The organism is Devosia riboflavina (assembly GCF_000743575.1).
In the GTDB taxonomy this organism is placed as follows: Bacteria; Pseudomonadota; Alphaproteobacteria; order Rhizobiales; family Devosiaceae; genus Devosia; species Devosia riboflavina.
Genome location: NZ_JQGC01000015.1, coordinates 81,588 through 94,866, shown reverse-complemented (window position 1 = coordinate 94,866; position 13,279 = coordinate 81,588). Strand labels below are relative to the sequence as shown.

At 59.3% G+C, this 13,279-nt stretch carries 14 protein-coding genes; 4 read left to right on the top strand and 10 right to left on the bottom strand.

The annotated features are described in order from the left end of the window. Positions 1 to 52: 52 nt before the first annotated feature. The 8 genes from JP75_RS15775 to hemE form a co-directional block, all read right to left on the bottom strand. Complete coding sequence (locus tag JP75_RS15775) at positions 53 to 928, bottom strand: ParB/RepB/Spo0J family partition protein (protein ID WP_035084768.1); 876 nt, start codon at positions 926 to 928, stop codon at positions 53 to 55. A 10-nt stretch (positions 929 to 938) separates the two neighbouring features. Further along, entirely contained in the window at positions 939 to 1,739 is an 801-nt protein-coding gene (locus tag JP75_RS15770) for a ParA family protein (protein WP_035084765.1), read from the bottom strand. Between the two features lie 22 nt (positions 1,740 to 1,761). After that, a complete protein-coding gene (gene rsmG / locus JP75_RS15765; protein ID WP_051960775.1) occupies positions 1,762 to 2,409 on the bottom strand; it encodes a 16S rRNA (guanine(527)-N(7))-methyltransferase RsmG in 648 nt (215 codons plus the stop codon). Then, positions 2,409 to 4,271 (bottom strand): tRNA uridine-5-carboxymethylaminomethyl(34) synthesis enzyme MnmG, encoded by a 1,863-nt coding sequence (gene mnmG, locus JP75_RS15760; protein ID WP_035084762.1) that lies wholly within the window; start codon positions 4,269 to 4,271, stop codon positions 2,409 to 2,411. The genes rsmG and mnmG overlap by 1 nt, the downstream gene beginning before the upstream one ends. A 175-nt stretch (positions 4,272 to 4,446) precedes the next feature. Beyond that, positions 4,447 to 5,739: a tRNA uridine-5-carboxymethylaminomethyl(34) synthesis GTPase MnmE gene (mnmE, locus tag JP75_RS15755; protein ID WP_035084760.1), complete on the bottom strand. Its 1,293-nt coding sequence runs from the start codon at positions 5,737 to 5,739 to the stop codon at positions 4,447 to 4,449. Positions 5,740 to 5,752: 13 nt separating this feature from the next. Then, on the bottom strand, positions 5,753 to 7,018 hold the full coding sequence (gene rho / locus JP75_RS15750) for a transcription termination factor Rho (protein ID WP_035084758.1): 1,266 nt from the start codon (positions 7,016 to 7,018) through the stop codon (positions 5,753 to 5,755). 293 nt (positions 7,019 to 7,311) lie between these two features. Continuing rightward, positions 7,312 to 7,737: a protoporphyrinogen oxidase HemJ gene (gene hemJ, locus JP75_RS15745; RefSeq protein WP_035084755.1), complete on the bottom strand. Its 426-nt coding sequence runs from the start codon at positions 7,735 to 7,737 to the stop codon at positions 7,312 to 7,314. A gap of 8 nt (positions 7,738 to 7,745) precedes the next feature. Beyond that, a complete protein-coding gene (gene hemE, locus JP75_RS15740) occupies positions 7,746 to 8,771 on the bottom strand; it encodes a uroporphyrinogen decarboxylase (RefSeq protein ID WP_035084752.1) in 1,026 nt (341 codons plus the stop codon). Positions 8,772 to 9,219: 448 nt separating this feature from the next. On the opposite strand from hemE, the gene JP75_RS15735 reads away from it, so the two are divergent. The 4 genes from JP75_RS15735 to dnaQ are packed head-to-tail and all read left to right on the top strand — an operon-like array spanning position 9,220 to position 11,961. After that, positions 9,220 to 9,822 (top strand): Maf family protein, encoded by a 603-nt coding sequence (locus JP75_RS15735; protein WP_035084750.1) that lies wholly within the window; start codon positions 9,220 to 9,222, stop codon positions 9,820 to 9,822. A 2-nt stretch (positions 9,823 to 9,824) separates the two neighbouring features. Continuing rightward, positions 9,825 to 10,655 (top strand): shikimate dehydrogenase, encoded by an 831-nt coding sequence (locus tag JP75_RS15730; protein ID WP_084587718.1) that lies wholly within the window; start codon positions 9,825 to 9,827, stop codon positions 10,653 to 10,655. Between the two features lie 2 nt (positions 10,656 to 10,657). After that, positions 10,658 to 11,254: a dephospho-CoA kinase gene (gene coaE / locus JP75_RS15725; protein ID WP_035084743.1), complete on the top strand. Its 597-nt coding sequence runs from the start codon at positions 10,658 to 10,660 to the stop codon at positions 11,252 to 11,254. Further along, positions 11,254 to 11,961 (top strand): DNA polymerase III subunit epsilon, encoded by a 708-nt coding sequence (gene dnaQ, locus JP75_RS15720; protein ID WP_035085119.1) that lies wholly within the window; start codon positions 11,254 to 11,256, stop codon positions 11,959 to 11,961. Before coaE ends, dnaQ begins: the two co-directional genes overlap by 1 nt. A gap of 181 nt (positions 11,962 to 12,142) precedes the next feature. Here dnaQ and secB read toward each other — a convergent pair whose 3' ends face one another. Together secB and JP75_RS15710 are read right to left on the bottom strand one after the other, a co-directional pair. Next, positions 12,143 to 12,661: a protein-export chaperone SecB gene (gene secB, locus JP75_RS15715; protein ID WP_035084741.1), complete on the bottom strand. Its 519-nt coding sequence runs from the start codon at positions 12,659 to 12,661 to the stop codon at positions 12,143 to 12,145. A 93-nt stretch (positions 12,662 to 12,754) separates the two neighbouring features. Further along, positions 12,755 to 13,219 carry an FxsA family protein gene (locus JP75_RS15710; protein WP_244446327.1) on the bottom strand — a complete coding sequence of 155 codons (465 nt, stop codon included), beginning with the start codon at positions 13,217 to 13,219 and terminating at the stop codon, positions 12,755 to 12,757. Positions 13,220 to 13,279 lie beyond the last annotated feature (60 nt).

The following is a 13,279-nucleotide window of genomic DNA, read 5'->3' as shown; positions in this document are numbered from 1 at the left end:
AGAAGGCCCCGGCTCACGCCGGGGCCTTCTCAATTTCGGCATTCTGAGCAGCCTAATTATGCTGCCCGGTGAGTTTTAGACACAGCGCATCGAGCTGCTCCAGCGTCTTGTAGCGGATTTCCACCCGCCCGCCGCGCTCCGAATGGTTCAGCGACACGGACAGACCCAAAACATCCGACAGACGACGCTCCAGCGCCACCGTATCAGCATCGCGCACCGGCTCACCGGGCGAAATTTTTCGCGCCGGCGCCTCTCGCTGCTGGCTAAGCGCTTCCGCTTCGCGGACAGACAGTCCCTTGTCGACGATCTGCCGCGCCAGGCCCGATGGATCTTCCACCGTAATCAGCGTGCGCGCGTGACCGGCGGTAAGAGTGCCACTCGACACCATGCCGCGCACGTCTTCGGGCAATTTCAGCAAGCGCAGGGTGTTAGCCACATGCGAGCGGCTCTTGCCGATCACCTGCGCCAGGTCCTGCTGCGTATAGTCGAACTGTTCAATGAGCTGGCCATAGCCCATGGCTTCTTCGAGCGGATTAAGATCGGCACGCTGCACGTTTTCGATGATGGCGAGCTCGAGCGCTTCCTTGTCATCGACTTCACGCACGATCACGGGCACATCATGTAGCCCCGCCTTCTGCGCCGCGCGCCAGCGGCGCTCGCCGGCAATCAGCTCGAAAATATTGGGATCATCGGTCGGCCGCACCAGCAGCGGCGACATAACGCCCTTTTCGCGGATCGAATTGGTCAGCTCTTCAAGCTGATCGGGATCGAAAGTCCGCCGCGGATTGGCGCGGTTGGCGATAATGAAATCGACTGGCAGGCGTTTTCCCGCCGAACCGGTGTCAGTGACGCGCGCTGCTTCCAGGGAAGCCATATCACCGATGAGAGCAGCCAGACCCCGGCCAAGTCGTGTGGGTTTGTCGTTCATTTTAGAACTCCTAGGCTGCTGCCAGCCGCCGCTCGCGGCGGATGACTTCGGTGGCGAGGCGCAAATAGGCCTGGCTGCCGGCGCATTTCAGATCGTAAAGCAAAGCCGGTTTTCCGTAGGACGGCGCTTCGGAAAGCCGCACGTTTCGCGGAATAACCGTGTCATAGACGAGATCGCCCATTTCGCTGCGCACGTCGGCCAGCACCTGCTCGGAAAGATTGTTGCGCTTGTCGAACATGGTCATCACCACGCCCTGAATGGACAGGCGCGGATTGAGCGTCGAGCGAATCTGCTCGATGGTCTGAAGGAGCTGGCTGAGGCCTTCCAGCGCAAAGAATTCACACTGCAGCGGCACCAGCACCGCATCGGCCGCCACCAGGGAATTAACCGTAAGCAGGTTCAGCGAGGGCGGGCAATCGATGAGAATATAGCTGACCGGCTGATCATTGATCCGCAGGTCGGAAAGCTGCTTAAAAGCGTCGCGCAGCTTGAAGGCGCGATCGGCCTGCCCCGCGATCGTCAATTCTACGCCCAGGAGGTCCATGGTCGAGGGAATGATCGCGACGTTCGGCACGCTGGTCATGATCGCTGCCTGCGCGACGCTGGCTTCGCCAACCAGCACGTCATAGGACGAGACCTCGCGATTATCGCGCGAAATGCCGAGACCGGTGGAAGCATTGCCTTGCGGGTCGAGATCGACAATCAGCACGCGCTCGCCAATGGCTGCCAGCGCCGTCGCCAGATTGATCGCCGTGGTCGTCTTGCCGACGCCACCCTTTTGATTTGCCAGGGTCAGGATACGGGGTGCCAAGAGAAGGCCTCCAGTTGTGCCGCTAAGACGCTGATTTTCTTTTGAGATTTGTGATCGTTAGGATCACGCCGCCCGGATCAGTATCACTCTTGTTTACTACCACGTCATAGTGCCAATGCGCACCCGATTCCGTGAGTTCATCAACATGTTCCCGCCCTTTATGGAGGATCGCCCTTGTTTTCGCAGCGAAAAACGGCTCCATCCAATCACAAAGGAGTGGCAGCGCGGCGAGGGCGCGGGACGTGATCACATCCGGGACCGGTGTTTCACGTGAATCAATTTCGTCGCTACGCCGGCCAATGACCGTCACGTTGAGATCGAGCTCACGCGCCACCGTCCGCAGAAAACTGACCTTTCTTGCGGTCGGCTCGACCAACACAAAATGGCGATCAAGTCCCTTGCTGGCGATGGCCAGTGGCAAAGCCGGAAAGCCGCCCCCGCTCCCGAGGTCCATGAACTCGCGATCCCCGACATTTAGCCGTGGTAATACCTGCAAGCTGTCGGCAAAGTGCCGTTCCCAGACAGAAGCCAACGTTTCACGTGAAACAAGATTCTGCACTGCCTGCCATTTCTTCAGCAGGGCAGCATAGGATTCCAGATCGCGACCAACTGCATCCAGCGAGCGGCCAAAATGCGCCGCGTAGGGCGCAATCGCCTCGTAGTCGGCCATCAACTGGCCTTCCGCAGATCGCCGCGACGGATCACGGCAAGCAATAGAGTGATGGCAGCCGGAGTCATTCCATCCATCGCTTGAGCCTGGGCGATCGTCTGCGGCCGGAACTGCGTCAGCTTCTGCCGCAGCTCCATGGAAAGGCCGGGAATGGCGTTATAGTCCAACTCATCCGGAATCTGGCGTTGCTCGTCACGACGCGTGCTTTCGATGTCAGACTGCTGGCGGTCGAGATAGACGGCATATTGCGCATCGATGCCAAGCTGCTCTCGAACACTTTCGGAAATGTCAGAAAGCTCCGGCCAGAGCTTTGTAACATCGTCCCAGCCCAGATCGGGATAGGACAAGATTTCAAACGCACTGCGACGTTTGCCGTCTTCGTTAATGGCAATACCAGCCTTGCGGGCCTCGCTAGGCGAGGCAATCGCAGTACGAAGGCGCTGCCGGCCGTCATTGAGGGCAACGACTTTGGCCGAAAACAGTTCACGACGCTCCTCGCCCACCAGGCCGTTGTCGACCCCAAGCGGGGTCAGGCGCTGGTCGGCATTATCGGCACGAAGGTGCAGACGGAATTCTGCGCGCGAAGTGAACATGCGGTACGGCTCGGAAACACCGCGGGTGACGAGATCGTCGATCATCACGCCAAGATAGCTCTCGGTGCGCGACAGGATCATCGGATCCTGGCCGCTTGCCGCCAGCGCGGCATTGGCGCCCGCGAGCAAGCCCTGGGCACCGGCTTCTTCGTAGCCGGTGGTGCCATTGATCTGGCCTGCCAGGTAAAGGCCCGGCTGGCGCTTCACTTCCAGCGTTGGCCGCAATTCTCGCGGGTCGACATAGTCGTACTCGATGGCATAGCCCGGCCGCACGATCTTTACATTTTCCAAGCCTGGCATGGAACGCAAAAAAGCGTCCTGCACTTCGGCCGGCAGCGAGGTCGAAAGGCCATTGGGATAGACTGTGTGTTCCTCAAGCCCTTCCGGCTCCAGGAAAATCTGGTGGCTGTCGCGATCGGCAAAGCGCACGATCTTGTCTTCGATGGAAGGGCAATAACGCGGGCCGCGCGACTGAATGCGACCAGAATACATGGCCGACCGGTGCAGGTTATCCTGGATGATTTTGTGCGTTTCGGCGGTCGTCCGGGTGATGTGGCACGACACCTGTTGTGTCGTGATCGACTTGGTCAGCGCCGAAAAGGCTTCGGGCGGGTTGTCGCCCGGCTGTTCTTCCAACACGGAATAATCGATGGAATCCTTGTCGAGCCGCGCTGGAGTGCCAGTCTTCAACCGACCCAGTTGCAGTCCCAGATTCTCAAGGCGCGTCGAAAGCCCCAGCACTGGCTTCTCGCCCACACGGCCAGCGGGGGTGGTTTCCTCGCCACGGTGAATGAGGCCGCGCAGGAAGGTGCCGGTCGTAAGAACCACGGCCTTGGTTGAGAAGTGGCGGCCATCGAGAAGCACAACGCCTGAAATAGCGCCGTCGGTCACTTCCAGATCGTCGACCTCGCCCTCGATGACGTCGAGATTGGCCTGGGCGGAAATGGCCGCCTGCATGGCATTGCGATAGAGTTTTCTATCAGCTTGGGCGCGCGGACCGCGCACGGCCGGCCCCTTGCGGCGATTGAGCACGCGGAACTGGATGCCGGCTTCGTCGGCCACACGACCCATCAACCCGTCCAAGGCGTCGATCTCGCGGACCAGATGGCCCTTGCCCAGGCCACCGATGGCCGGGTTACAGCTCATTTCGCCGATGGTGGCAAAGCGATGGGTGACGAGCGCCGTGGGGACGCCAAGCCGCGCGGAGGCCGCCGCGGCCTCACAGCCGGCGTGACCGCCCCCGACGATAATGACAGCATAGTCAGTCATAGGAATTTTCCTGAACGGCTCACTGGCGCACAAAATGGCGCAACGAAATCTGAGCGATCAATTGAAGTTTGACGCTCTCATACAGCGTCTTTGGCCCCAAGAAAACCTCTCGCTGTGTTTCACGTGAATCACGAGACGGCTGGGCGTCGTGTCCCAAGACAACGTTTCACGTGAATCATTTGCCAATGCAGAAGCTGACAAACAAGCGATCCAGTACCTGCTCCGCGTCAACTCGGCCGATCATGCGCTCAAGGGCAAGTGAGGCGTGGCGGAGTGCCTCGGCGGCCAGCTCCCAATTGCTGTGGTAAAGGACGGCTTCGTCTACTGCGGAAACGGCTTGCTCCAGCCCTAGCCGATCGCGCTCGTGGCTGACCAAGGATGGTTCACCGCCGACGAGATTTTCACCTATGGCTCGGAGGCGATCTACCAAGGCATCCAGGCCAAATCCGGTGGCGGTCGATATCTGAAGGTCATAGCTGCCTGTGGGGCCGAGGTCGGACTTAGTGCCAATCCGAACGACTGTCGCATTCGTGGCCGGTTGAAGCGCAACCTCGGTATCGGGCGCTTCTAGCCAAAGCAAAATGTCAGCATCCTGGATGGCGCGTTCGGCGCGGCGAATGCCTTCGGCTTCCGCGCGACTATCCGTCTCGCGCAGACCGGCAAGATCCAAAAGGATAAAGAGCTGGCCGCCGATATCGAGTGGTACTTCCCGAACGTCGCGCGTCGTGCCGGCTTCGTCGGAAACGATGGCAATGTCGGATTTCGACAGAGCATTGATCAGGCTGGATTTTCCGGCATTCGGCGCACCGGCAAGGGCCACGCGAACCCCTTCGCGGACGATGCGGCCGCTGTTGATGCTGGCCAAAGCCTCAACCAGAGAATTTTTGAGATTGGCCAGTTCGTCGACAAAACTGGACGGCAGTTCCTCGGTAACATCGCCCTCGTCGGAAAAGTCGAGCCGCGCTTCAATCTCAGCCCGCAGATCGAGCAGGACATCACGCCAGGTTTCGACCCTTTCGGTGAGACGACCATCGTAGCGTGCCAAAGCCTGCTGGCGCTGCTTTTCCGTTTCGGCGCTCAGGAGGTCACCAAGACCTTCGACAGCGATCAGGTCAAGCTTGCCGTTTTCAAAGGCGCGCCGGGTAAATTCGCCGGGGCCGGCCAAGCGAATACCAAAAGTATTTAGGCTACGAAGGATCGCCTTTACACCCGCAGGGGAGCCGTGAACGTGAAACTCGGCGCAGTCTTCGCCGGTAAAACTGTGCGGGCCCGGAAACCAGACCACTAGGCCCTGATCGAGCTGAGTGTCCGCACCGATCCGGCGCAGGGCCATTGTCCGCGGTACCGGCAGTTCACCAGCGAGGTACAAAAACGCCTCCCGGACTCTGGGGCCCGAGAGGCGGATAACCGCAACGCCGGAGGGAAGAGCGCCCGAAGAGAGCGCCATGATCGTATCGCCGGCGAGCATTTTTTTTGGGCTTTTAGGTGTTCATCGAGTCGAAGAAATCCGAATTGGTCTTGGTCTGGCGGACCTTGTCCATAAGGAATTCCATCGCGTCGATCGTGCCCATCGGATTGAGGATACGGCGGAGCACATACATCTTCTTGAGAATATCGGGCTCGACCAGCAGCTCTTCCTTGCGGGTACCCGACTTGGTAATGTCGAGCGCGGGGAAAATACGCTTGTCGGCGACCTTGCGGTCCAAAATGATTTCCGAGTTACCGGTGCCCTTGAATTCTTCGAAGATGACTTCGTCCATGCGCGAACCGGTATCGATCAGCGCCGTCGAAATGATGGTCAAGGAACCACCGTCTTCGATATTGCGCGCGGCGCCGAAGAAACGCTTGGGGCGCTGCAGAGCATTGGCATCGACACCGCCCGTGAGCACCTTGCCGGAGCTCGGAACCACGGTGTTATAGGCGCGGCCGAGGCGGGTGATAGAATCGAGAAGAATGACGACGTCGCGCTTGTGTTCGACAAGACGCTTGGCCTTCTCGATCACCATTTCGGCGACCTGAACGTGGCGCGATGCCGGTTCGTCAAAGGTGGAGGAAATGACTTCGCCGCGCACCGAGCGCTGCATGTCCGTCACTTCTTCCGGACGTTCGTCAATGAGAAGAACGATAAGATAGCATTCCGGGTGATTGGTCGCGATGGATTGTGCAATATTTTGCAACAATACCGTCTTACCAGTACGCGGAGGAGCAACGATCAGGGCGCGCTGGCCCTTGCCGAGCGGCGCCACGAGATCGAGAAGCCGCGCCGAACGATCCTTCAACGTCGGATCGGGCAGTTCCATGCGGAGCCGTTCTTCGGGATAAAGCGGGGTAAGATTGTCGAAATTGACCTTGTGGCGAACCGCCTCGGGGTCTTCGAAATTGATGGTGTTGACCTTGAGCAGCGCAAAATAGCGCTCGCCTTCCTTGGGAGAGCGGATTTCGCCCTCGACCGTGTCGCCCGTACGAAGGCCGAAGCGGCGGATCTGGCTGGGGCTGACATAGATGTCGTCAGGGCCCGGAAGGTAGTTTGCGTCAGGAGAGCGGAGGAAGCCAAAGCCGTCTGGCAGGACCTCGACCACGCCCTCGCCGACAATGTCGATGTCCTGCGATGCGAGTTCTTTCAGAATCGCGAACATCAACTCCTGCTTGCGCATGGTCGAAGCATTCTCGACTTCGAGTTCTTCGGCGAACGCCAGCAATTCGGCCGGGGATTTGGCCTTCAGCTCACTGAGCTTGATATTCTGCATGGATGCGATGGACCCTTGGGGTAAATCGTAGAGGAGAGATTTTTATTTTTTTGGGGAATGCACCGCGCATTGCCGGAATCGGCCGCGCATAAGGAAGGATGCTTGATGGCTTCATGTAGCGTGATCGAAGCCGGTATTCAAGGCGGAAAACCAAGAGCCTCAGTCGATTTTGGCGGATTCACGTGAAACTTCGAGGCGTTCCGCGTAGCGGATGAAAGGCTCCAATGGAGCCTTTCAAGCCGAGAAGGCCATGAGAGCTATGCTCGAATGGTACGAACACTTGGAACCCATCCTCAAAACGGCTTCACGATCACCATGATGACGATACCGATCATCAGCACGGTCGGCACTTCATTGATGATCCGAAAATACTTTTGTTCCTTAACATTCTCGTCGCGGGCAAAGCGCTTTTGGTGACCCACCAGAATGCCGTGCACGCCGCTCATCGCCAGAACCATAGCCGCCTTGGCCCAGGGCCAGCCCGAACCCCAATCGACGCCGCCGAGATGGATCATGGTCAGGCCAAACACCCAGGTCGCGATCATCGCCGGATTGATGATCCCCTTGAGAAGCCTGCGCTCCATAACCTTAAACGTTTCGGACTGCACGGAGCCGATTTCGGCCTTGGTGTGATAGACGAAAAGCCGCGGCAGATAGAGCATGCCGGCCATCCAGGCGATGACCGAAATGACATGCAGCGCCTTCACCCATTCATACATTTTTTCAACTAGCCCTTCTTCACCAGCTCAACGAGCCGCTCAACGTGTTCGATCGGGGTTTCGGGCACAATGCCGTGGCCGAGATTAAAGATATGCGGGCGCTTCGCAAACGCTGCCTTGATCTCGTGGACGCGCTCTTCCATCGCCTTACCGCCGATGACGAGCCGCAGCGGATCGAGATTGCCCTGCACCGGCAAAGTCTTTGGCAGAAAATCGTCGGCAAAGGACAGCGGTGTCGCATAGTCGAGGCCCAGCGCATTGACCCCAGTCTTTTCGGCATAGCGCTTCAAATTGCCAGCCGCGCCGCGCGGAAAACCGATAACAGGGGCATCAGGCACTTTTGCTCGCACGCCTTCGACGATCCGCCGATTGGGCTCGATGACCTGAGCTTCAAAAGCCGCATCGTCGAGATTGAGCGCCCAGCTTTCAAAAAGCTGCACCACATCGGCGCCGGCCTGAAACTGGGCGACGAGGTAATCAATGCTGGTTTCAACCAGCACATCCATCAGCTTCGAAAATGCGGCGGGGTGTTCTAGCGCAAAGCGGCGGGCGACCCATTGGTCGGGCGAGCCCCTGCCGTTGAGCATATAGGTCGCAACCGTCCAGGGAGAGCCGCAGAAGCCGATCAGGGTCTTTTCGGGAGCAAGGACCCCACGCAGCCGGCGCACCGTCTCCAGCACAGGCGCCAGATGATCCAAAGCCCCGCCGTGCTCCAGCCGATCCACATCACTTACGGTTAGAGGCTCAAGGACTGGTCCTTCTCCCTGTTCAAAGCGAACCTTTTGTCCCAGTGCATCGGGGATGACCAAAATGTCCGAGAACAGGATTGCCGCGTCGAGATCGAACCGACGAAGCGGTTGCACCGTTACCTCGGTCGCAAAATCAGGATTGTAGCAAAGATCCAAAAAGCTTCCGGCCTTGGCGCGGAGCTCGCGATATTCCGGCAGATAGCGTCCTGCCTGTCGCATGATCCACATGGGCGGGGTGTCCTGGCGTTCTCCGAGGACCGTTGCGAGCAATCTTTTCTTGGCCACTGCACTCACCCTTCCGTCCCCTTCGAAAACCCAAAAGAGACTCTTAGTCTTCCTATCTTCTTCTTTATGGCGGTGTGTATCCGCAATTCATGGCGCTCCACAATCGGCACCCGCGGCGGCACTTCAGCACAGCGCTTCGTTAACGCTTTGTTAACATCTGTGGCCGGCCTCACTGGCCCGGCCCGTTAATGGAGTTTAAGAGGAGCTTAACAGGGCGACTCCCGAGTCAACGATTCGGTAACGCCTGTGGATGAGGGGTGTGAAAAGCCGCTCCCGCCGTTTCCGCTTATCCCCATAGATTCCCCCAGCCCCCTTCCGAAAATCTCGGAAAGGAATTGTTAACTTTTTATCGAATAGGTCGAACAAGTTTCGGCCCTTCGGAAAGTTACGAGTCTTTCCCCCAATTCGGCCTTGAGCTGGGGATGACAGTGTGGAAAAACTTCTCCCCATGCTGATCCTCGCCTCCGCAAGTCCGACGCGCAAATCCTTGATGGAAAAGGCTTCTTTTTCCTTCTCCGTGGTTCCCGCGTCTGTCGATGAACGGGCTCTTGAAATAGAGGCTTTGGAGGCCGGTGCCGATGGCCGGGATCTCGCGGGACTCTTGGCCAGGGCCAAGGCCGAAGCGGTCTCAAAACTCCATCCCAACGCCTATGTGATCGGTGCCGATCAAACTTTGGCTCTCGGCACGGAATTGCTCCACAAGCCTTCTTCGCGGGAAGACGCGGCGCGCCAGCTCGATCACCTCGCCGGCAAGACCCATCGCCTCCATGCTGCGGTTGCCCTGGTGCGCAATGGCGAATTGCTCTGGTCCGATATCGAAACCGCCGAATTGACCATGCGCCCGTTCGAGCCGGAAGAACGCGACCTGGTGCTCGATCTCGAGGGCGATGCGGCCCTGACCGCCGTTGGCGGCTATCGCCTCGAAGGCCCGTCCATCCGCCTCTTCGAGACGATCACGGGCGATTATTTCACTATTCTGGGCCTGCCGCTCTTGCCGCTGATCGGCGCACTGCGCGATATCGCTCCGGAGCTTCTTTCCATCAGGGCTTGAACGTGACCACCAAAGCTTTCGTCATCGGCCATCCCATCGCCCATTCGCGCTCGCCGCTCATTCACGGCACCTGGCTTGCCGAGCATGGCATTGACGGCTCTTATGAAGCGGTGGATGTGGCGCCGGCCGAACTCCCGGCCTTTTTCGAGCGGCTCCGTTCAGGCGAATTTGCCGGCGGCAATGTCACTATCCCGCACAAGGAAGCGGTGTTTGCGCTCTGCGACAGTGTCGATGATCTCGCCAAAACCATCGGCGCCGTGAACACGCTCGTTGTTCGCGATGGAAAAGTGCACGGCTACAATACCGACTATCTCGGTTTTCTCGGCAATCTCGATGCCGCGGCGCCCGGCTGGTCCGATGGTCCGCGCGATGCATTGGTGATCGGCGCCGGCGGGGCAGCCCGCGCCATTCTCGTTGCTCTGCGCGAGCGCAATTTCGGCCGGGTGCATGTGCTCAATCGCACCCTTGCCAATGCCGAAACGCTGGTCGAGGAGATCGAGGGTCCCTTCGAGGCGCATGGCTTTGAAGCCTTTGCAGAACTCGCGCCAAAGGTCGGCATTGTCGTCAATACCAGCTCTATCGGCATGCATGGCAGCCGCTTCGATTGGCTCGACATGAGCCTCCTCCCCAAGGGCAGCCTCGTCACAGACATCGTCTATACCCCGCTCATTACCCCCCTCCTCGCCGATGCCCAGGCCCATGGCCTAAAAATCGTCGACGGCCTTGGCATGCTGCTTCATCAAGCCGTGCCTGGTTTTGCCGATTGGTTCGGCGTGCGGCCGCAGGTGACGCCGGCGCTGCGCGCCCGTATCGAAGCGACATTGGGTCATTGACCATGTGGCGGATCGGGGTCACGGGATCGATCGCAACCGGCAAATCGACTCTGCTCGCCGCCTTCGAAAAGGTCGGTGTCCCGACATTTTCGGCCGATGCGGCCGTCGCCGCGCTCTATGAGGGCGAAGCCGTCGCTCCGGTCGAAGCGCTCTTTCCCGGGGTCACAAAAGACCAAAAAATAGATCGGCAGGAATTGGCCCGGCGCCTTGCCGCCGCGCCGCAAAATTTCACGAAGCTGGAAGCCGTGGTCCATCCGCTGGTCCGGCAGAAGATTGCCGCGTTCATGGATGGCGCCGAGGCTGCAGGTTACGTCGCCGCAGCCGTGGAAGTCCCGCTCCTCTTCGAGAGCGGTTATGATTACGGCTTCGATGCCATTGCCGTGACCTTCGTCGACCCGAAAATCCAGAATGAACGCATCATGGCGCGGCCGGGCATGACCGTGGAAAAGCGCGATACCCTGCTTGCCCGGCAGATGCCGCAGGATGAAAAGAAGAAGCGGGCCACCTATCTCTTCGATACCGAGCGCCCGCGCGAGGAAATCGACGCCCAGGTCGCGGCTTTGATCGCCGACCTCAAGGCAAAGGGACCAAAAATATGATCCGGGAAATCGTGCTCGATACCGAAACCACGGGCCTTTCCCATGCCGAAGGCGATCGCCTGGTCGAAATCGGCTGCGTCGAGCTGATCAATCATATTCCTTCGGGTGAGCATTTTCACATTTACCTCAACCCGCAACGCTCCATGCCCGAAGAGGCTTTTCGCGTACACGGGCTGAGCGAGGAATTTTTGTCCGACAAGCCCCTGTTCAAGGACAAGGCGGTGGAGTTTCGAAACTTCATCCACGATGCGCGGCTCATCATCCATAACGCCCCCTTCGATATGGGCTTTTTGAATGCCGAGCTGGGCTGGGCTGGCCTGCCCATCCTCGACAACGAAGTCATCGATACCGTCATGCTCGCCCGCAAGAAGCACCCGGGCGCCCGCGTCAGCCTCGACGCGCTCTGCAAGCATTACGGCATCGACAATTCCCGCCGCACGCTGCACGGCGCGCTCCTCGACAGCGAGATCCTTGCCGAAGTCTATCTCGAGCTGATCGGCGGCAAGCAGGTGAGCCTGGCGCTGATGGCCGAAGTCGAAAGCGACGGCAGCGACGCTCTTGCGACGCGCGTCGCGGCTCTGCCCCGCCCCATTCCCCTGCCCTCGCGCGTTACGGCTTCGGAAGCTGCAGCCCACGAAGCGTTTGTCGGCAAAATGGGCGAAAGCGCGATCTGGGCACAATATGCCGAGGTCGCGGCGGCGGAATAGCGGCCTTCCCATCTCAATTCTCCCCCCTATCGTCACCACCGGGCTTGTCCCGGTGGTCCATGCGGAGGCGAGATGGATTGCCGGGACAAGCCCGGCAATGACGACGGCCTTGATATCTGGCAAAAAAACAAAAAACCCCAGCTCTCGCCGGGGTTCTTCAAACTGAAAAAATCCAAAAGGATCAGTTGGGCAGGTCGGTGGCCGGGGCGGCAGCGGCGCCGCCTTCCTGCTGCTTGGCAGCGAGGGCCGCAAGGTTCTGGCGGTAGATGGCCATGAAATCGACCGGCTCCATCATCAGCGGCGGGAAACCGCCCTGCTGGGTAACATTGGCGAGGACCTGGCGGGCAAACGGGAAGATCAGGCGCGGGCATTCAACCATGAGCAGGCCGCTGAGCTGGGCTTCTGGAATGTTTTTCAGACGGAAGACGCCGCCATAGACCAGTTCCACGTTGAACAGCAGCGTCTCTTCGCGATTGGCCTTGGCCTTGAGGTTCAATTCGACCGCATAGAGTTCGTCGGACTGCTTCTTGACGCCGACCGAAATCGAAACGTTGAAGGCCGGATTGCCGCCACCGGCCATGATCGAGCCGGGTGCGCCGGGGTTCTCGAAGGAAAGGTCGCGCACATACTGGCCCACCAGGTTCATGCTGGGTGCGGTGCCGGGTTCCGGCGCTGCGGCGCCCTGGTTTTCGTCGGCCATCTTTGGTCCCTCTAAAAAATTCCGATTGGAACGGTCTTGCCGGTGGCTACCATCTTTGCCGGAGGTGAACAAGCAAAGAGGCCTTTTGCAACGCTATTTGCGCTGCCAATCGTCGTCATCGAGATCGATGGTTCCCGGTCCGTTAAGATGGGTCGGCGTCGGCTCGGATGGGGAAGAGCGGCGATAGCTGGTCGTCGTTTCAACCACGGTCATATTTCGCGTCAGGGTCTTGTAGAGCCAGGCACGCACCGGCGGCAGCAGCAGCAGGATGCCGACGAAATCGCCGAGAAAGCCGGGAATGATCAACAGCACTGCGGCGACGGCCAGCAGCATGCCGTCGAACAGCGTCTGCCCCGGCAGCGTGCCGGTCTGCATATTGGTGCGCATGCGGTTGAGCACGCCGAGCCCCTGCTGGCGCAGCACGAAGCCGCCGATGATGATGGCGGCGATGACGAGGCCCAGCGTCGGCAATACGCCAATGGCGCGGCCGACCACGATGAACAGCGCGATTTCGATCAGCGGCAGCGCGAGAACGAAAAGGGGAATGAAGCGGATCACCCGGGTCATCCTTTGTTTGTGAAGGGCGCGGCAAATCGCGCTACCTTGAGTGAACTGGTT

Coding starts and splice junctions, on each gene's coding strand:
- JP75_RS15775 (WP_035084768.1), bottom strand. CDS start 928: ATGAACGACAAACCCACACGACTTGGCCGGGGTCTGGCTGCTCTCATC.
- rsmG (WP_051960775.1), bottom strand. CDS start 2,409: ATGGCCGACTACGAGGCGATTGCGCCCTACGCGGCGCATTTTGGCCGC.
- mnmG (WP_035084762.1), bottom strand. CDS start 4,271: ATGACTGACTATGCTGTCATTATCGTCGGGGGCGGTCACGCCGGCTGT.
- mnmE (WP_035084760.1), bottom strand. CDS start 5,739: ATGCTCGCCGGCGATACGATCATGGCGCTCTCTTCGGGCGCTCTTCCC.
- rho (WP_035084758.1), bottom strand. CDS start 7,018: ATGCAGAATATCAAGCTCAGTGAGCTGAAGGCCAAATCCCCGGCCGAA.
- hemJ (WP_035084755.1), bottom strand. CDS start 7,737: ATGTATGAATGGGTGAAGGCGCTGCATGTCATTTCGGTCATCGCCTGG.
- JP75_RS15735 (WP_035084750.1), top strand. CDS start 9,220: ATGCTGATCCTCGCCTCCGCAAGTCCGACGCGCAAATCCTTGATGGAA.
- coaE (WP_035084743.1), top strand. CDS start 10,658: ATGTGGCGGATCGGGGTCACGGGATCGATCGCAACCGGCAAATCGACT.
- secB (WP_035084741.1), bottom strand. CDS start 12,661: ATGGCCGACGAAAACCAGGGCGCCGCAGCGCCGGAACCCGGCACCGCA.